This window comes from Rhodomicrobium sp. (assembly GCF_047605405.1).
Classification (GTDB): Bacteria; Pseudomonadota; Alphaproteobacteria; order Rhizobiales; family Rhodomicrobiaceae; genus Rhodomicrobium; species Rhodomicrobium lacus.
The window spans coordinates 1-19,057 of record NZ_JASGFR010000002.1 but is presented as its reverse complement, the minus strand read 5'-3'; the positions used below and the strand labels follow the sequence as shown (position 1 = coordinate 19,057).

General features: G+C 64.1%; 11 protein-coding genes. 7 read left to right on the top strand and 4 right to left on the bottom strand.

All coding sequences use genetic code 11. From position 1 onward, the window contains the following. The first annotated feature begins 182 nt into the window (after positions 1 to 182). The 4 genes from QM659_RS01000 (at position 183) to QM659_RS00985 (ending at position 12,843) form a co-directional block, all read left to right on the top strand. Entirely contained in the window at positions 183 to 5,516 is a 5,334-nt protein-coding gene (locus tag QM659_RS01000; RefSeq protein ID WP_415187041.1) for an alpha-2-macroglobulin family protein, read from the top strand. A 163-nt stretch (positions 5,517 to 5,679) separates the two neighbouring features. Then, positions 5,680 to 7,761 carry a penicillin-binding protein 1C gene (pbpC, locus tag QM659_RS00995; protein ID WP_415187040.1) on the top strand — a complete coding sequence of 694 codons (2,082 nt, stop codon included), beginning with the start codon at positions 5,680 to 5,682 and terminating at the stop codon, positions 7,759 to 7,761. Between the two features lie 386 nt (positions 7,762 to 8,147). Then, positions 8,148 to 9,767 carry a glucan biosynthesis protein gene (locus QM659_RS00990; RefSeq protein ID WP_415187039.1) on the top strand — a complete coding sequence of 540 codons (1,620 nt, stop codon included), beginning with the start codon at positions 8,148 to 8,150 and terminating at the stop codon, positions 9,765 to 9,767. A 424-nt stretch (positions 9,768 to 10,191) separates the two neighbouring features. Further along, entirely contained in the window at positions 10,192 to 12,843 is a 2,652-nt protein-coding gene (locus tag QM659_RS00985) for a PAS domain S-box protein (RefSeq protein ID WP_415187038.1), read from the top strand. Between the two features lie 65 nt (positions 12,844 to 12,908). On the opposite strand, the gene QM659_RS00980 is transcribed toward QM659_RS00985, so the two are convergent. Further along, positions 12,909 to 13,283, bottom strand: a complete 375-nt coding sequence (locus QM659_RS00980) for a response regulator (protein ID WP_127077388.1) — start codon at positions 13,281 to 13,283, stop codon at positions 12,909 to 12,911. Between the two features lie 248 nt (positions 13,284 to 13,531). Then, a complete protein-coding gene (locus tag QM659_RS00975; protein WP_415187037.1) occupies positions 13,532 to 14,422 on the bottom strand; it encodes a polyprenyl synthetase family protein in 891 nt (296 codons plus the stop codon). A 97-nt stretch (positions 14,423 to 14,519) separates the two neighbouring features. Between QM659_RS00975 and mtgA the strand changes: the two genes are divergently transcribed. Next, positions 14,520 to 15,311, top strand: coding sequence for a monofunctional biosynthetic peptidoglycan transglycosylase (gene mtgA / locus QM659_RS00970; RefSeq protein ID WP_415187036.1), 792 nt, complete (start codon positions 14,520 to 14,522; stop codon positions 15,309 to 15,311). Positions 15,312 to 15,411: 100 nt separating this feature from the next. On the opposite strand, the gene fdxA is transcribed toward mtgA, so the two are convergent. Together fdxA and rpsD are read right to left on the bottom strand one after the other, a co-directional pair. Continuing rightward, positions 15,412 to 15,756, bottom strand: coding sequence for a ferredoxin FdxA (gene fdxA / locus QM659_RS00965; RefSeq protein WP_127077385.1), 345 nt, complete (start codon positions 15,754 to 15,756; stop codon positions 15,412 to 15,414). A 155-nt stretch (positions 15,757 to 15,911) separates the two neighbouring features. Continuing rightward, complete coding sequence (gene rpsD, locus QM659_RS00960) at positions 15,912 to 16,529, bottom strand: 30S ribosomal protein S4 (RefSeq protein WP_303485642.1); 618 nt, start codon at positions 16,527 to 16,529, stop codon at positions 15,912 to 15,914. 352 nt (positions 16,530 to 16,881) lie between these two features. Between rpsD and crtY the strand changes: the two genes are divergently transcribed. Together crtY and QM659_RS00950 are read left to right on the top strand one after the other, a co-directional pair. Next, complete coding sequence (crtY, locus tag QM659_RS00955) at positions 16,882 to 18,072, top strand: lycopene beta-cyclase CrtY (protein WP_415187035.1); 1,191 nt, start codon at positions 16,882 to 16,884, stop codon at positions 18,070 to 18,072. Between the two features lie 3 nt (positions 18,073 to 18,075). Then, complete coding sequence (locus QM659_RS00950; protein ID WP_415187034.1) at positions 18,076 to 19,050, top strand: phytoene/squalene synthase family protein; 975 nt, start codon at positions 18,076 to 18,078, stop codon at positions 19,048 to 19,050. Positions 19,051 to 19,057: the final 7 nt, after the last annotated feature.

Below are 19,057 nucleotides of genomic sequence, written 5' to 3'. Positions count from 1 at the left end.
AGCTTCAAGGATGGAAGGCGCAACCCAAGTTCGTTGTGGCGCGCATTCACAAAAACGTCAGTAAAGCCGGATTGTCGCGCCTTTCTTCTTTACTCTTTCGGCCTTGCCCAAGCCCAAATTTCGCGGCATCAGTCCCGATCTAAAGTTGTATCCGATGTCCTTGAGGTCGCGCGATGTATTTGATGCGTGTTTTGCTCGCTTGTTTCATCACTTTCAGCACCGTCGCGGCTTCAAGCGCCGAGCCTCGATCTCCGATAGAGGACTCCGTCGTCCGCGAGTCCGAAGCTTTCGAAAACACGCTCACCGCGACATGGCCGACCAAGGGCAAAGATGCCAGAGGCTGGAAGGCCGAGGGCGCGAAAGCGATCGCCGCCAGCGATCCGCGCGCGGCCACGGGCTATTTCGCCTCCTCCGCGCTCCTCGACCGCAAGAACGCCGATACGTGGCTGCAACTCGCGCGCGCCTATCTCGCCATCGAGACGGAAAAATACGGCGAGAAGATCGCGTTCGCCCGCAACGCGGGGTCGTCGGCCTACATCGCGTATGCCCGCGCGGCGACGCCCGCCGCCAAGGCCGCTGCTCTCGCGGTGCTGGCCGAAAGCCTCGCCTCTCGTGAACAGTGGCGCCCCGCGCTCCGCGTCTACAAGCTGAGCCTCGGCCTCGACGCGAACCCGGATGTGCAGACGGCTTATGACGAAGCCTTCAACGAGCACGGCTTCCGCATGCTCGACTACACGGCCGATAATGAGTCGAACGCGCCGCGCATCTGCGTGCAATTCTCCGACACGCTCGCCAAGGGCCGCGTCGATTACACGAATTACGTTACCGTCAACAATGCGAAGCCCGGCTCCGTGCGCGTCGACGGTCAGCAGCTTTGCGTCGAAGAGCTTCAGCACGGCAAGCGCTACGAGGTGAAGGTCAGGAGCGGCATTCCGTCCACCGAGGACGATTTGCTGCCGAGGCCCGTCGATCTCACGGTCTACATCCGCGACCGCTCCCCCTCCGTTCGCCTGTCGGGCCGCAATTACGTGCTGCCGCGCACGGGGCAACAGGGCATTCCCGTCGTCAGCATCAACACGAAGCTCGTGAAGGCCTCGATTTACCGCATCGGCGACCGCCGCCTCGCGGATGAAGTGCTCGACGGCAATTTCCAGTCTTCGCTCGAAGGCTACCAACTGAACCAGATCGCGAACACCAAGGGCGAAAAGCTCTGGTCGGGTGAGATGCCGGTCGAACTGAAACCGAACGAGGAAGTAACGACAGCGTTTCCGGTCGACACGCTTTTGCCGAATCTGAAGCCCGGCCTTTATGTCATCGCGGCGTCCTCCGCCGAAGAAGCCGCCAAGGTCGATGCCGACAGCGCCGACGCCTCGGAAGATTATTCGACAAAGTCCACGCAATGGTTCGTGGTGTCCGACCTCGGCCTGACCGCGTTTACCGGCGCGGATGGCGTCCACGTCTATGTCCGCTCGCTCGGTTCCGCCGCGCCTGTCGAAGGGGCGGAAATCCGGCTCGTCGCGCGAAATAACGAAGTGCTCGGCACGCAGAACACCGACGCCAATGGCGAAGCGGTGTTCGACGCGGGCCTCGCCAAAGGTGCTGGCGGGCTGGCGCCCGCGCTCGTGATCGCACGCGGCGCCGACAAGGATTACGGCTTCCTCGACGTCACCAAGCAGGCGTTCGACCTCTCCGACCGCGGCGTCGGGGGCCGCACGCCTCCCGGTCCGCTCGACGCGTTCGTGTTCACCGAGCGCGGCGTCTATCGTTCCGGCGAAACGGTGTATGTCACGGCGCTGCTGCGCGATCAGGCTGCAAACGCCGCGCCCTCGACGCCGCTCATCCTGAAACTTTTCCGCCCCGATGGCGTGGAAGATCGCCGCGAAACGCTCGCCGATCAGGGCAATGGCGGGCGAAGCTGGCAGATCGCGCTGCCCGAGACGGCGATGACCGGATCGTGGCGCGTCGCGGCTTATGTCGATCCGAAAGCGCCCTCGCTTTACGAGAAGACGTTTCTCGTGGAAGATTATGTGCCCGAGCGTCTTGAGATGAAGCTCAAGGCGGAACAGCCGCTCATCTCGGCGGCAAAGCCGGGCGTGATCGCGCTCGATGGCCGCTATCTCTACGGCGCGCCCGCCTCCAATCTCGGCCTCGAAGGCGAAATCGCGGTTTCTGCCGCAAGCGAAGTGACGGGCTTCCCCGGCTTCCGCGTCGGGCTTGAGAGCGAGAAGTTCACCACGGTTCGCACGGCGCTCGACGGTCTGCCGACGACCGATGCGCAGGGCGCGGCGAAACTCTCCATCGCGCTGCCGGAACTGCCGCAAACGACGAAACCGCTGTCGGCGGACATCACCGTGCGCCTGCGCGAGCCGTCGGGCAGGGCGCTGACCGACCGCATCGGCCTCAAGGTCGACACCGGCAAAAGCTTCATCGGCGTGAAGCCGCTGTTCCAGGGCTCCGTGCCGGATGGCGACGAGGCCGCGTTCGAGGTGGTCGGCATCAGCGCGGACGGCAAGCAGGCCGAAATCAGGGGCCTGAAATGGGATCTCCTGCGCGTCGAAAACCAGTTCCAATGGTACAATCGCGACAATCGCTGGTCCTACGAACTCGTCACCTATGAAAGCCGCGTCGCGGGCGGCACGCTCGACACGCCCGCAAGCGGCACGGCCAAAATCTCCGCGCCCGTGAAGCCCGGCAATTATCGCCTCGATATCGCGTCCACCGATGCGAAAGGCCCGGCTACAAGCGCCACCTTCTCGGCGGGCTGGTACGTATCCGAAACCTCCGATACGCCGGAAATTCTTAACCTCGCGCTCGACAAGGCGTCCTATGGCCCCGGCGACGACATCAAGGTTTCGATTCTGCCGCGCATGGCGGGCAAGGCGCTCGTCGCCATCGTCAGCGACAAGGTGCTTGCGACCCAGTTCGTCGACGTTGCCGCGTCGGGTGGCTCCGCCACGTTCAAGGTCGATCCCGCATGGGGACCGGGCGCCTATGCGACGGCGATCCTCTACCGGCCGACGGACAGCGCAGCGAAGCGCATGCCGAGCCGCGCGGTCGGCGTGAAGTGGGTCGCGCTCGACACGAAGCCGCGCACGCTTTCCGTCGCCCTCGATACGCCTCCAGCCGTGCGCCCCGCCGGTCCCGTGACACTCACGGCCTCCGTCTCCGGCCTCGACGCAGGCGAAAACGCGACGCTCGTCGTCTCGGGCGTCGACCTCGGCATCCTCAACATCACGCGTTACAAGACGCCGCAGCCCGCCGCCTATTACTTCGGCCAGCGCCGCCTCGGCCTCGAAATGCGCGATCTCTACGGCAAGCTCATCGACGGCATGCAGGGCGTGCGCGGTCAGGTCCGCTCCGGCGGCGACGAGGGCGGCCTCGACATGAACGGCCGCCCGCTCGCCGAAACGCCTCTCGCGGTTTATTCCGGGCCGGTCAAGGTCGGGGCGGACGGCAAGGCGCAGGTCACGTTCGAGCTACCCGCGTTCAACGGCACGGTGCGGCTTTCCGCGCAAGCCTGGTCGCCGACGAAGCTCGGGACGGGCGAGAAGGATATCATCGTGCGCGATACGGTCGTCGCGCAGGCGACCACGCCGAAATATCTGCTGCTCGGCGACCGCTCGAACCTCCATCTTTCCATCGAGAACGTCGAAGCGCCCGCCGGGGCCTATCGGCTCGCGGTGAAAGGCGAGGGCGGTGTCGAGGTGGAAGGCGATGGCGAACGCACGCTCCAACTCAATCTCGAAAGGCGAGTTTCGGCGGTCATTCCGCTGCGTGCCGCGTCGGTCGGCGACGGCAGCGTCAGCTTCTCGCTCACCGGTCCCGGCAATGTCGCCATCGAGCGCACCTATGCCATCCCCGTCGAGCCGCCCGCGCCGAACGTGCGCCGCCGCTCCACGGTGACGCTCGCGGCCAACACGGGTTCGCTGCGTGTCGGCCCGGAACTCGTGGCCGACCTCGTGCCCGCGACCTCGCGCATCTCGCTCACCGCGAGCCGCACCGCCTCGTTCGACGTGCCGGGCCTGCTTCTCGGCCTCGACCGCTACCCCTATGGCTGCGCCGAGCAGACCACGAGCCGCGCACTTCCGCTTCTCTATTATGATGAGGTCGCCTCGCGCGCCCGCGTCTCGAAGGAGCCGAAGGCGAAGGTCGCCATCGAAAAGGCCATCGCGCGCCTCTATGAAATGCAGGGCTCGAACGGCGCGTTCGGCCTCTGGGGGCCGGGTGGCGAGGACATCTGGCTGACCGCCTATGTCGCCGAGTTCCTGACCCGCGCCAAGGAAAAGGGCTACGCGGTGCGCGACGGCAATTACGTCCTCGCGCTCGACCGGCTCAGGAATGCCGTCAACAATGCGGGCGATTTCAAGAAGGGCGGCGAGGATCTGGCGTACGCGCTCTATGTGCTGGCGCGCTCGGGGCGGGGCGTGCTCGGCGACCTCCGCTATTACGCCGACACCAAGATCGAGGCCTTTTCGACGCCGATCGCCCGCGCCCAGCTTGCCGCCGCGCTTGCCATGATGGGCGACCGCGAACGCGCCGCCCTCACCTTCGAATCCGCGCTTCGATCCCTCTCGAAGAAAGATCCGAACGTGCCGCTTTCGGCCCGCGCCGACTACGGCACCGAGCTTCGCGACGCGGCGGCGGTTCTGGCGCTCATGGGTGAAAGCAACGCCCCGACGCCGCAGCTTCATAAGGCGTTCGATCAAGTCACGCGGCTTCGCGCCCAACAGAAGGAGACGACCACGCAGGAAAGCCTGTGGCTGCTTCTCGCCGCGCGCACGCTCGACGCGCAGAACAAGGATCTGGCGCTTGAAGTGAACGGCCAGCCGGTGAAGGGCTCGTTCCAGACGGTGCTTGCGGGCAGCGACTTCAAGGGTGACCGTATCGCCGTCACCAATGTCAGCGCGATCTTGCCGAACGCTTCGGCCGCGCAGTTCGAGACGGCACTGACGCGCGCGCAGTTCGCGGCCGAAGGGCTCGTCGTGAAGAATGCCGGAACTGAAGCGGTCCCCGCTTCCGTGCTCATCACCGGCGAGGGCCTCGAACCGGAGCCCTCCGCCGAAAGCGGCTTCAAGATCGAGCGCAAGACTTACGCGCCTGACGGAAAGGAAATCGCCTTCGACAAGCTGAAGCAGAACGACCGCGTCGTCGTGGTGCTGAGGGTGACGGAGGTGGAGGCAAAGACGGGCCAGATCGTCGTTGAAGACCGTCTGCCCGCAGGCTTCGACATCGAAAACCCGGCTCTCCTCAAGGGCAGCGACCTCAAGGCGTTCTCCTGGCTGCCAACGACCTGGACGCCCGCCTTCACGTCCTTCCGGGACGACCGCTTCGTGGCGGCCTATTCGCTGACGGATGCAAGCCGCAAGCAGCCCGCGCAGCTCACCATGGCCTATGTGATGCGCGCGGTTACGCCCGGCGCATATACGCATGCCGGGGCGCGCGTGGAGGACATGTATCGCCCCGACCGGTTCGCGCGGACGTCCGGCGCGAAAGTGGAAATCGGCGCCGCGCAATGAGGATGAGGAGGGGCGGCGTACCCTCGCGCCGCCCTGAACATTTTTTGAACGATGGCGTTACTATATAAGCCTTGGGACGGGTTCAGCATTTATTTCTCATTTGAAGGAACCCGCCCGTGAAGGTGGCGTTTCGGATGTGATTTGATCGATGGTGTTGCGTGGCATGATGCGGAAAAGAAGAGTTTGGCTCGCGGCCGCCCTTTCTGTCGGACTCGTCGCCGTTTCCGCTTATGCCTTGAAGCTGTTCGAGCCGCTGCCGCTCGATGCAGCCGCATCCTCCTCCCGCCTCGTGCTCGACCGCGACGGACGCCTGCTGCGCGCTTTCACCACGCCCGAGGGCCGCTGGCGCCTCGACGCCCGCCGCGAGGATGTCAGCCCCACCTATCTCAACCTGCTTTTCGCGTTCGAGGACAAGCGCTTCAATACCCATTACGGTGTCGATCCGTTCGCATTCGGTCGCGCCGCGCTTCAGGCCGCGCGTCACGGCAAGGCGATCTCGGGCGGATCGACGCTGACCATGCAGGTCGCCCGGCTCCTGCGAGGCTCGCCCACGCGGTCGATCCCGGCGAAGTTCCAGCAGATTGCCGACGCCATCCGTCTCGAATGGGCGCTTTCCAAGGATGAAATCCTCGCGCTTTACCTCAAGCTTGCGCCTTACGGCGGCAACCTCGAAGGTGTCCGCGCCGCTTCGCTCGCCTATTTCGGCAAGGAGCCTCATCGCCTTTCCATCGCGGAAGCGGCGCTGCTCGTCGCGATCCCGCAATCGCCCGAGACACGCCGCCCGGATCGCGGCTATGCGTCGCTTGTCGCGGGCCGCAACCGGGTCATCCGTCGGGCGGCGGCAGCAGGCATCATCCAGGAGGCGGATGCGCGTGCGGCCATCGCCAGCGTGGCACCGCGCGGCCGCTTCGATTTCCGGGCGCTTGCCCCGCATCTGTCGGAACGGCTGATCGCAAGGCATCCCGGTGTGCCGGTCATCGCCACCACCATCGACCGCGGTCTCCAGGAACAGGCAGAGGCCGTCGCCAGGCGAAACGCGGAAGCCTTCGGCGAGAAGATTTCCGTCGCCGCTCTCATCGTCAGGAACCGGACCGGGGAGGTGCTGGCGCATGTCGGCTCGGCGGGCTATTTCGACGGCGACCGCCTCGGCGCCATCGATATGACGGGCGCGATCCGTTCGCCGGGCTCTGCGCTGAAGCCGTTCATCTACGGCCTCGCCTTCGAGGAGGGCATCGCGCATCCCGAAACGCTGATCGACGACCGCCCCGTCCGTTTCGACACCTACGCGCCCGTGAATTTCGACAACGTCTTTCACGGCACGGTCACGGTGCGATCGGCGCTCCAGCTTTCGCTTAACATTCCTGCGGTGAAGGTACTGAACGAGGTAGGCCCGGTCAGGCTCGCGGCGCGGTTTCGCGACGTGGGCATGCCTTTCGCAATGCCTCGCAATCTCACGATCGCGCTCGGCGGCGCCGGCCTTACGCTCGAAAATCTGACGACACTCTATGCGGCTCTCGCCCGCGGCGGGACACTTGTCCCGATCCGCTACGAGAAAGAGGGCGGCCCCGTCTCGGGCGCGGGCGAGCCGCCCGCGCTGCTTCAGCCGGCGGCCGTCTGGTATGTGACGGACATCCTGCGCGGCGCGCCGGTGCCACCAAACGTGACTCCGGGGCAGGTCGCCTTCAAGACCGGCACCTCATACGGGTTTCGGGACGCCTGGGCGGCCGGCTACGATGGCGAATATACCGTGGCCGTGTGGGCCGGGCGTGCCGATGCCAGCGCCGCGCCCGGGCTTGTGGGCCTGCGCGTCGCGGCCCCGGTCATGTTCGAACTGTTCGCCGCCATCGGTCCGCGCAGGGCGGCCTTCGGTTCGCCGCCGCCGAACCTCATCGGGTCGCGCCGCAATGCCGATTTGCCGCCGCCGCTTCGCGTCTTCCGCGAGCAACGGCAGGAGACTTCGGGCGGAACGGCGGAACAGGCGCTTCATATCGCATTCCCGCCGCCGAACGCAGAGGTCGAACTCGCGAAAATGGAAGGCGGCGATGGCAATGCGGAGTCGCTGCCGGTAGCCTTGAAGGCAGAGGGCGGCGCGTTGCCGCTGACCTGGCTCGTGGATGGCACCCCGCTCGCCTCGTCGCCGCATCGCCGCGACGCCTTTCTCAAACCGCGCGGACCGGGCTTTGTCCAGATAACCGTGGTCGACGCGGAAGGCCGGTCCGACCGAACGCAAATTCGGCTGCGTTGAGAGCAACTGATTTACAGGATGTTGGTAGCCCGCTCCGCCACTCGCGCCTTGCTTCAAGCGATACGCCCGAACGTTTATCGGGTGTTGCGAACCGTGGTCGAACGCCGCGCCTGAGCCCGCTCCGATCAGATCAGCCAACTGATCGGTGGATCCGCGTCAAATAGGCCCGATGCTACGCAAACAAAACTCGTTGGCGTGGCATGCCGAGGTAAATGACCTCGGATTACGTATGGGTGATCGCCCGCGCACGCCACGACGCGAAGGGACGCCGCGTACAACCTGATCGCAAATTGCGCCTTCCCATTTCCCGAAAGCCCCGCTAGAGACATCGCCACAAGGCGGGCGGCTGACCCGCGTCCGAGGATTTCACCAGGGGCACTTTTCCCATGCTCGATCGCCGCAGTTTCATGAAACTCGCGCTGGCGGCTCAGGCGGCCGCAGCGCTTCCCGCGTTCGCCGGCACGCCTGCGCCCGGCCTTCGTTTCGGCGATCCGCAGCCGTTTTCCTTCGACTGGCTGAAGGCGCATGCGGAAGCTCTGTCGAAGGCGCCTTACGCGCCTCCTCCGCGCCCCGATCCCGCGACCGTTGCCGCCATCGACTACGACGCGCACGGCAAGCTCAAATACCGGCAGGAATACGCGCTTTACGGCGACGGCCACGACGCCGCCTTCCCGATCACGTTCCAGCATGTCGGCTATTACTTTCCGAAGACGGTCCGAATGCACGCGCTCGAACCGAACGCGGGCGGAGCGGTCAGCCGCGAAATCATCTATGATCCGGCCTATTTCACCATCGCGCCGGACAGCCCGGCCGCGCGTCTGGCGCCGGAACCATCCTCCTTCGCGGGCTTCTGGGTGATGGAGCCGCGAGACGGCAAGGAAGACTGGAAGAAGGCCGAACCGTGGGTGACGTTCCTCGGCGCGTCCTATTTTCGTGCGAAGGGCGAACTCGGACAGGTGGGCATGTCCGCGCGCGGTATTGCGCTGTCGCCCGGCGGCTCGGGGCACGAGGAGTTCCCGGATTTCGTCTCCTTCTGGTTCAGCCCTGCGCCGCCCGCATCGCGCACCGTCACGGTTTATGCGCTGCTCAACAGCCCGAGCGTTTCCGGCGCATACAAGTTCGACCTGCATCGCACGAGCGGCGTCGTGATGGACATCGAACTGACGCTGTTCTTCCGCGAGGCGGTGGAGCGGCTGGGCCTCGCTCCGCTCACCTCCATGTACTGGTATGGCGAGAAGGCGAAGCCTGCCGGCATCGACTGGCGGCCCGAAGTGCACGATTCCGACGGTCTCTCGCTGGCGACGGGGCAGGGCGAGCGCATCTGGCGTCCCCTCAACAATCCCTCGCACATCACGATTTCGAGCTTTGCCGACGAGCACCCGCGCGGCTTCGGCCTGCTCCAGCGCGACCGCGTCTTCGATCACTATCAGGACGGCGTTGGCTATGAAAAGCGCCCGTCGACATGGGTCGAGCCAAAGGGCAACGGCTGGGGCAAGGGCACCGTTCAGTTGGTCGAGATCCCGACCGACGACGAGATCAACGACAACATCGTCGTTTACTGGAACCCGGAAAAGCGGCCCGAACCCGGCGACCGCATCGACCTTGCCTACAAGATTCACTGGCTCGCCGACGAGCCCTATCCGACGCCGCTCGCGCGCTGTGTCGCGACCCGGTTCGGACGGGGCGGCGAACCCGGAACGGTCCGCCCCTACGGTGTGCGCAAGTTCACGGTGGAGTTTCTCGGCGGCCCGCTGAAAGACTTGCCAAACGGCGTGAAGCCGGAAGTTGTCGTCTGGGCCTCGCGCGGCAATATCCGCTCGACGGTCGCCGAGGCCGTTCCCGACGACGTGCCGGGGCACTGGCGCACGCATTTCGACCTCAGCGTCGATGGCCGCGAGCCGGTTGAACTTCGTCTCTATCTGCGCGCGGGGGACAAGGTGCTGAGCGAGACATGGCTCTATCAGTATCACCCGTTCGTGACGGATGCGCGGCCGCTCGGCTACTGACGACATGAAGCGGGCCGCGGTCGTGCGGCCCGATCGGGCGACGGCGCGCGCTTCAGCGCCGATCGCGCCCGCGCCCGGATGAACCACGCTGCTCCCCGAAATCGAGGGCTTCCAGGCGCTTCGCCTGCAGCGTCATGCCGTAAATCAGACGCGGCACGACGCTGTCGATGATGGTTTTGGCCGATCAGTTTCCCCGCAAGGCTATGCCGGCTTGCCGCAGGCTCATCCGGCTGACGGTCGCGCGCCTCTTTCGGGCTTGCGGCTCGGCTGCGCCCGCCGGAACTCCGTTCCGCGTCATTCGTTCACGTTAATTGAAGCGGGTATCGGTTTTGCCTCTCTTTTGCCGCACGTTGCCCGCGTTCTGAGCCCTCCAGCCTAGCCACCGTGTTCATTTGCGCAGGAAATCTGTTCCGTTGGTCATGACATGACGAGAGAGCCGAGTGACCGGCTGAAGGGTCTTGCCGGCGGCGGGATTCTACCCGCACGGGAGACGGCGTTTGCTACCCTCGACGCCCGGGGGCAATTTCTGAGCGCGAACGAGTGGTTCTGCGCGCTCGCTGGCCGCGCCGAGGCGGATCTTCTTCGTTTTCGCCTGTGCGATGTGGCGTCGGGCGATTTGGCGGCGCCAGACAAACTCGGCGGACTCGTGCATCGGGGGTGCGAAACGCGGACGAATTTCGTGCGCGCCGACGGGGGCACTGTTCCGGTGATCGCAACCCTGACGCCTGTTCTTCGCGGAAAAGAATTCGTCTGCTTTCACGTCCTCGCGCGCGCCCAATCGAAGGCGCCCAGCGAAGCGGAGGATCGCCGATGCCGCGCCGTGGTGGACGCGGTGCGCGGCGTTCTGTGGACGAACACCGCGAAAGGCGAGATGCGCGGCGAGCAGCCGGGCTGGGCCGCGCTGACGGGCCAGCGCTTTGACGAGTATCAGGGGTTTGGCTGGAAGGACGCGCTTCATCCCGACGATGTGCAGCCGACGGTCGACGCATGGAAAGCCGCCGTCTCGGCGAAGAGCATCTATGTTTTCGAACATCGCATCCGCCGCCCCGCCGATGGCCAATGGCGCCGCTATTCCGTCCGGGCGCTTCCCGTTTTCGACGATGCGGGGGAAGTGTCGGAGTGGGTCGGAATTCACACGGATATAACGGAGCAGCGCGCCGCCGAACGCGCGTGGCTCGATCTGACGGCCAACCTGAAGCAACGAGCCCGCGCAGCGGACGAGGCGCGAGAGCGCACATGGAACCACGCTCGCGACATGTTCCTCATCACGGACAGCGAGGGCATCTTTCGGGCGGCAAATCCGGCCTGGACCACCGTGCTCGGCTGGGCGCCGGAGGAGGTTATCGGCAAGTCCTACCGGGATTTTCTTCACCCCGACGACAGCTCAGCCGCGACGGGCGAGGCCTTTTTTGCGCGCGGAGGCTCCAGAGGGACAGAAGTCCGCCTTCGGCACAGGAACGGAACCTATCGCTGGACGTCATGGCTCGTGGCGCCCGATGGCGATCTCATCTACGCCAACGGTCGCGACGTCACCGCTGAAAAGGAGAGCGCGGAGGCGTTGGAACGCTCCGAGGCGCGCATGCGGGCCATCTTCCACACGAGCTATCACTCGAAGTGCATCTCCGCGCTCGACGGGACGCTCCTCGACGCCAACCCCACCTCGCTCGCCGCTATCGGCGCCGACACGGCCGAAGGCGTCGTCGGCAGGCCCTTCTGGGACACGCCCTGGTTTTCAGAGACGCCCGGCATGACGGAATTCATCCGGTCCGCCTTTGCCGAAGCGGCGAATGGCGAGACGGTCCGGCGCGAAATTCTCCTCGCCCTTCCGGGCGGTCCGCGCTGGTACGATTTCACCATGCGGCCGATCTGCGGGGCACGCGGGCAAGTCATCTCCGTCGTCTCGGAGGGGGCCGACATAACGACGCGCCGTCAGGTCCAAGAGGCGCTTTTGCGAAGCCAGCGCCTCGAAGCGGTCGGCCAGATCACGGGCGGGATCGCGCACGATTTCAACAACCTGCTGACGCCCATCATGGGCGCATTTGAGCTTCTTCAGCGGAGGATCGCGCCGGACGAGCGGCTGCATGCGCTGGTCGCCAATGCAATGCAATCGGCGGAAAGCGCTCGTGTTCTCGTTCAGCGTCTGCTTGCCTTCGCGCGGCGTCAGCATCTCGACACGCGCGCCGTCGATCTCAAGAGTCTGATCCTGGGGATGCGCGATCTGATCGCACGCGCCCTTGGCCCACGGATCGTTTTTCGCGTCACGATTGCCGAGGGGTTGCCGCGGGTGCGGGTGGACCCAAGCCAGTTCGAGGTCGCGCTCCTGAATCTGGCGGTGAACGCTCGCGACGCGATGCCGGATGGCGGCACGATCACGATTTCGGCCTCAGCGAAGACGGTTTGCGAGGGAGACATCGCGGAACTCGCGCCGGGATCTTACGTTGCGTTGGCTTTCGATGACACCGGCGTGGGGATGACGAGGGACATGCTGGCCCGCGCGGTGGAGCCATTCTATTCGACCAAGGGGATCGGCAAGGGAACCGGCCTTGGCCTTTCGATGATCCACGGTCTCGCCGCTCAGTCGGGCGGCAAGCTCGACCTCGAGAGCGAGCCTGGCCGGGGCACCTGCGCGACGTTGTGGCTTCCGGTCGCCGATGCGGAGACGACCGCCGATGGCGCGCCATCTCTGGAGCAGGCGGGCCTTGCGCCGCTTGCCATCCTTCTCGCGGACGACAACGGCTTTGTGCGCGATGGAGTATCTGCGATGCTGGAGGGCATGGGACACACGGTGATTCAGGCGGAAAGCGGTCCCTGCGCGCTGGATCATCTTGCGAACGATTGTGCCTGCGACGTGCTGATCACCGATCAGCGCATGCCGGGGATGTTGGGCAATGAACTCGTCCGGCGCGCGCGAGACCTGCGGCCCGGTCTGCCCGCCGTGCTGATGACGGGCTTCGCGGATGAGGAGGATGCGGTCATGGATACTTTGCCGCGTCTTTCCAAGCCGTTCCGCTCATTGGAACTCGAACGCGCAATCGCCTTGGCGCTGGGCACGCACAATGCGGCGCTGAAAACCTAGGCGGAATCGCGAATTCCCGGACTTTGCTTTTCTCGCGACCGCGCCAAGGGACAAGGCCGCTTCGATCATGCCGACCTTTGCGCCAGCGCCTGGTTGAGCGCCTGCGCGAGTGCGGCGACTGTATAAGGCTTGTCCACCACCGGGATATTCATGCCGGGCAGCTTGATGTCGTAGCCGCTGCAAATGATGAACGGCAGATTCTGTTGCAGCAGATAGGTTGCTATGTCGCTCGAAAGCTCACGTCCGAGACGAACGTCGAGCATCACGCAGTCGAGAGGCTTTTTGCTGTTGATCTCGTCGAGAGCCTGATCCACGGAAGCGGCCACGCCCGTGACGCTACAGCCAAGCTCCGCAAGCATCTCCTGCGCCACGTGGGCCGATAACGCGTCGTCCTCGACAATCAGAACGCGCGCGCCCGCAAGGGCTCGTTGCTCCATCATAATACGCTGGCTCCTACTCGCTGGCGGTGCAAGCGTTTCGGCGCGCTCGCGCCGAAAATACTTGATCTAGTCAGTCGGCTTTTTGATGATGCAACCCGGCATGAGGGGAGTCCACTCTTTTTGCAGAGCGCCGGTCGGATTTCGCCTCGCCACCGCTTCAAGGTTGCGTGAGCGGGAGTGGCAAACCTCAGATGCACCCGCATGCCGCGACGCGCGGAGCGAGTTCACGTCAAGGTTGCCGGTCGCGCTCAGAATTTGCGCGCAACCACGAATTCCGCGGCGTCGGCGAGCAGGGCGTCGCGGCCCTTGAACGGCGCCAGCGCGGCAAGCGCTTCCGCCTTGAGATCCTGAAGTTTCGCGCGCGCAGCTTCGAGGCCGAGCAGCGAAACGAGCGTGCCCTTGCCCGCTTCCTGATCCTTGCCCGTCGCCTTTCCAACGACGGCGGCATCGCCCTCGGCGTCGAGCAGGTCGTCCGCAAGCTGAAAAGCGGCGCCGAGCGCATCGCCATAGGCTTTCAGCGCTGCCAGTTCGGCCTTGCTTGCTTCACCCAGAATGCCGCCCGCGACACAGCCGTAGGTAATGAGCGCGCCGGTCTTCATCGCCTGAAGCCTGCGAATGTCCGCTTCTCCGAGCGTCTTGCCCGGCGCCATGAGGTCGAGAATCTGGCCGCCAGCCATGCCCGCGCCACCGCTGGCGCGAGCGAGTTCAAGGCCGAGTGCTGCGCGAACGGCCGGATTCGGATGCGTCGATTCATGGGCTATGATTTCAAAGGCGACGGTCAGCAGCGTATCGCCCGCGAGGATTGCCGTGGCATCGTCGAACGCCTTGTGAACGGTCGGCCGCCCGCGCCGCAGGTCGTCATTGTCCATGGCGGGCAGGTCGTCGTGCACGAGTGAATAGCAATGGATGCATTCGAGCGCGGAGCCCGCGTTCAGCGCCTTTTCGACCGGCACCCCGAACAGCGCCGCGCTCTCGATGACGAGGAACGGGCGAAAGCGCTTGCCGCCTCCAAGCGTCCCGTAACGCATCGCTTCGAGCAGCCTGTCCGGCACGGCGCCGAGCTTCTCGGTGGACAGCCATTCATCGAGATGGCGTTCGACGAGGCTTGCATGGTCTTCGAGGCGTTCTGTAAAGGTCATGACAGGATTGGGATTTATTGTTGGATGCCGGGTATTTCTGCGGGCGCACCATGGACCAGATGACTATGATCCTCAAGCCCGATTTGCGAGCTGCGTCATGACGGATTTAGCGCCAAAGACATTCGAGCGACTTGCCGAGGCGACGCGCCCGCGCGACGACAATGGGCGCCGCCATCGCTGGCGCGGCCGCGCGCTGCGCATCGTTCTCATCGCTCTCGCCCTGTTTCTGCTCGCGCCTTACGTGTTGACGCTCGTCTTCGCAGTCGTAAATCCGCCGCTCTCGGCGCTCATGGCGCGGCAGGCGCTTCTGGGGCGGCCCGTGATCCATGAGTGGCGCGACCTCGACGAGATTTCGCCGAACCTCATTGCTCAGGTCATCGTGTCCGAGGACGGACGGTTCTGCCAGCATCATGGTGTCGACTGGCAGGCGCTCGACAAGGCGGTCGATGCGGTGAAAGCGGGAAAGCCGAAAGGCGGCGGCAGCACCATCACCATGCAGACCGCGAAGAACATGTTTCTCTGGAGCGATCCGGCCTGGCTCAGGAAGCCGTTTGAAATTCCGCTCGCGGCCTTCATGGATGCGGTGCTCGGCAAGCGGCGCGTGATGGAGATCTATCTCAACATCGTGGAATGGGCGCCCGGCATCTACGGCGCTCAAGCTGCTGCGCGGCACCACTTCAAGACGTCGGCGGACGATCTCTCGATGCAGCAGGCCGCGCAACTTGCGGCGGCGCTGCCGAACCCCAAGCGGCGCAATGCGGGCAAGCCCGGCCCGCGCGTGGCGGCACTCGCCAACAGGCTCCGCGCGCGCGCGGCACGGGAGAGCGACGGCTCGTTCTGTGTGCTTGAGGAGGAGGCGCCGGCGGAGGAAGAGGCGAGTGGGGAATGACGATCAGCCGTCGGCCGCCTGAACAACGCAAGCCAAGCGGCGCGACGGATGTTTTGCGCTGACAGGACTAAGCTAAAGCCTCAGCTGGAAGCGGCGGCTCTTATTCCGCGTCGCCTTCGCCGGGTTCGGGCGAGAAATATTTCTCGAACTTCTCGGCTTCCTGCTGGAATTTTTCGTAATCGGGCAGGGGCGGCTTCTTCACGGTGATGTTCGGCCAAAGCGCCGCGTATTCGCGGTTCACTTCGAGGAACTTCTCAAGGCCCGGCTCCGTGTCGGGCTTGATCGCGTCGACCGGGCATTCCGGTTCGCAGACGCCGCAATCGATGCATTCGTCCGGGTTGATCACCAGCATATTCGCGCCCTCGTAGAAGCAATCGACGGGGCAGACCTCTACGCAATCGGTGAACTTGCACTTGATGCAGGCATCCAGCACAACGTAGGTCATGGAACTTCTCCGAAGCCGGTCGGCGCGGCTTGTCCTTTGAAGCGCCTCGATAGCGCATTCGGTAAAGGGAAACAAGCCGGGAGGTGATTGATCCGAATGACGTTATCGCATTCGCAAAAACCACGCTCCCGGCCCGGCTTTCCCGGAAACGAAACTTAGCGCGAGTAGAATTCGACGACCAGATTCGGCTCCATCACCACCGGATAAGGAACATCCGAGAGTTGCGGGATGCGCGAAAGGCGTGCTGTCAGTTTGCTGTGATCGACTTCGAGATAATCCGGCACATCGCGCTCGGTGCTCTGCGTCGCTTCGAGAACGAAGGCAAGGCCCTTCGCCTTTTCGCGCACTTCGACCACGTCGCCCGCGCGAACGCGGTAGCTCGGGATGTTGACGCGGCGGCCGTTGACGGAAATATGGCCGTGGCTGATGAACTGACGGGCGGCGAACGGCGTCGCGACGAACTTCGCGCGATAGACGACCGCGTCGAGACGGCGTTCGAGAAGGCCGATCAGGTTTTCCGAGGTGTCACCGCGAAGGCGCGTCGCTTCTGCGTAGATCAGGCGGAACTGCCGCTCCGTGATGTTGCCGTAATAGCCCTTGAGCTTCTGCTTCGCCTTGAGCTGTGTGCCGAAGTCCGACGTCTTGCCGCGGCGGCGCTGGCCGTGCTGGCCGGGGCCGTACTCACGCTTGTTGAGCGGGCTCTTCGGGCGGCCCCAGAGATTTTCGCCAAGGCGGCGGTCGATTTTATGTTTCGCGGTCGCGCGCTTCGTCATGTCTGTGCTCCAGAATGATGATGATGGTGGAGCAGGCCCTTCCTTTGCAGGTTTCCCTGCCGACAGACGGCGTGTAGCCGTCACGGGCATGCAAAAAGGCGGCTCAGATGCCGCCATCGCGCACAGATAGCGCTTCGGATCATGCGAGGCAAGCGTAAAACGGGAGCTGCCTGCGGCGGCGTCAGAACAAAGGGAACGATTCTGGACGAGATCGAATGCGGCAGCAAGCTCGGGCTTGAGAAACCCCAAACACGAAAAAGTCAAACGACGTAACTGGATTTATAGGCGGTTTCCGGGAAACCTTATACGCGTAGCGCCGTTGACATAGGTCAATTTGAGGCAGGTTTACCGTATGAGCGACCGCGATTTCGACGTCATCCTTGCTGGCGGTGGTCTTGCCGCCACGCTTGCAGCCTACCGTCTGCGCCAAGTCAGGCCGGAATTGTCGGTCCTCGTTCTCGAAGCCGACGACAAACTCGGTGGCAATCACACATGGTCATTCCACACGTCAGATATATCAGAGGACGCGTGGGAGTGGATTGCGCCCTTTGTCGCACATTCCTGGTCCGAGCAGCAGGTGCGCTTCCCAAAACACACGCGCATGCTGAAAAGCGGCTACAACTCCATATTCTCCGAAACGCTGCACGCCGCCGCTTTTCCGGTTCTGAGGGACAGCGTCCGATTCTCGGCGCGCGTCTTGAGCGTTTCTCCCCATCAGGTGGTGCTCTCCGGCGGCGAGGTGCTGCGCGCGCCCTGCGTCATCGATGCGCGCGGAATGGGTCGCGTCGATAACCTCTCCATCGGCTATCAGAAGTTCCTCGGTCTTGTCGTCCGCTTCGAGCGGCCGCACGGCCAACCCTATCCCATCATCATGGATGCGACGGTTCGCCAGCGTGACGGATATCGTTTCGTGTATACCCTGCCTTTCACGGACGACACCATGCTGATCGAAGACACATATTACAGCGACAACCCCGCGATCGACGCGCACACGCATCGCGACCTGTGCCTCGATTATGCGCGTGAGCGCGGCTGGACGGTTGCGGAGATCGAGCGCGAGGAGCGGGGCGTCCTTCCGATCGTGCTTGGCGGCAATGTCGACGATATCCTGGAAAAGAATGCCGACGGCGTGCCGGCGCTCGGCCTTCGGGGCGGCTTCTTTCACCACACGACGAGCTATTCCTTCCCCTTCGCGGTACGCTGTGCCGACGCAATCGCCAGAATGGATCATCTGACGAGCGAATCGCTCCATCGCCTGACCGTCAGATGGGCTCATCAGCACTGGAGCGAGCAGCGGTTTTTCCGTCTGCTGAACCGGATGCTGTTCTGGGCCGCCAAGCCGCAGACCCGCTACCGCGTGCTTCAGCGCTTCTACGATCTCAACGAGCCGCTGATCGAGCGCTTCTACAGCTCTAGCCTTACTCTTGCGGATCAGGCCCGCATTCTTATAGGCTGGCCACCCGTTCCAATTCATAAGGCCTTGAGGGTCATGGGAGAAACTCGCGTGAATCCCATCCCTCAGCCCGTTTCATCGCCGAGCTGATTCATGGACCCAATTATCGCACTCAGTCACGAGCTTATCGAGAAAGGTTCCAAAAGCTTCGCCATGGCGGCAAAGCTTTTGCCGCGCGACACGCGCTACGATGCCATGATGCTTTATGCGTGGTGCCGTCATTGCGACGACGTGATCGACGACCAGATTCTCGGATTCAACCGGGAAACGGGGAGCGAAAAAACGCCGCAGGAGCGGCTCGAAGGATTGCGCCGCGACACGAGCGCGGCGCTTGCCGGAACGGCGTCCGAACCCGTTTTTGTGGCGTTGGGGCGCGTGGCGCACAAGCACCACATCCCCGAGCGCCATCCGATGGAACTTCTTCGCGGCTTCGAGATGGACGTGAACGAGCGTGTTTACGAAACCCTCGAAGATACGTTGGACTATTGCTACCATGTCGCGGGCGTCGTTGGCGTGATGATGGCGATGATCATGGGCGTGCGCGAACGGCCTACGCTGAACCGCGCCTCCGATCTGGGCATCGCGTTCCAACTCACCAATATCTGCCGCGATGTCGTGGAAGATGCCAAGGGTGGCCGTCTTTACCTGCCGCGTCAGTGGCTGCGCGAGGCCGGTGTGCCGGAAGACAAGGTCGCCGATCCGCAATATCGTCGCCAGGTCTACGAAGTGACGAAGCGCCTTCTGTGCGAAGCGGACGAATATTATCGCTCCGCATTGTTCGGCATGCAGCGGCTTCCGCTTGGCGCGGCAGTCGGTATCGGCGCAGCGCGGCGCGTCTATAGAGACATTGGCAGGCTCGTCGCAAACAGGGGCGAGAGTGCCTGGGATGGTCGCGCCATCGTTGGGCCGATGCGCAAGCTTGCGGCGGCCCTCTCGGGAGCGACGGCGGCGGTTCGCGCTCATACGACGCTCAGGATCGGCTACGCGCCGCCGCGCGATGGTCTTTTCACGGTGCCGGAACTCGGCAAGCCGACGCGGCGGAACAGGCCGTTCGCATTCCTGCGCTAGAGCTGGA

Coding starts and splice junctions, on each gene's coding strand:
- pbpC (WP_415187040.1), top strand. CDS start 5,680: ATGATGCGGAAAAGAAGAGTTTGGCTCGCGGCCGCCCTTTCTGTCGGA.
- QM659_RS00980 (WP_127077388.1), bottom strand. CDS start 13,283: ATGATGGAGCAACGAGCCCTTGCGGGCGCGCGCGTTCTGATTGTCGAG.
- QM659_RS00990 (WP_415187039.1), top strand. CDS start 8,148: ATGCTCGATCGCCGCAGTTTCATGAAACTCGCGCTGGCGGCTCAGGCG.
- QM659_RS00950 (WP_415187034.1), top strand. CDS start 18,076: ATGGACCCAATTATCGCACTCAGTCACGAGCTTATCGAGAAAGGTTCC.
- rpsD (WP_303485642.1), bottom strand. CDS start 16,529: ATGACGAAGCGCGCGACCGCGAAACATAAAATCGACCGCCGCCTTGGC.
- fdxA (WP_127077385.1), bottom strand. CDS start 15,756: ATGACCTACGTTGTGCTGGATGCCTGCATCAAGTGCAAGTTCACCGAT.
- QM659_RS00985 (WP_415187038.1), top strand. CDS start 10,192: ATGACGAGAGAGCCGAGTGACCGGCTGAAGGGTCTTGCCGGCGGCGGG.
- QM659_RS00975 (WP_415187037.1), bottom strand. CDS start 14,422: ATGACCTTTACAGAACGCCTCGAAGACCATGCAAGCCTCGTCGAACGC.
- mtgA (WP_415187036.1), top strand. CDS start 14,520: ATGACGGATTTAGCGCCAAAGACATTCGAGCGACTTGCCGAGGCGACG.
- QM659_RS01000 (WP_415187041.1), top strand. CDS start 183: ATGCGTGTTTTGCTCGCTTGTTTCATCACTTTCAGCACCGTCGCGGCT.
- crtY (WP_415187035.1), top strand. CDS start 16,882: ATGAGCGACCGCGATTTCGACGTCATCCTTGCTGGCGGTGGTCTTGCC.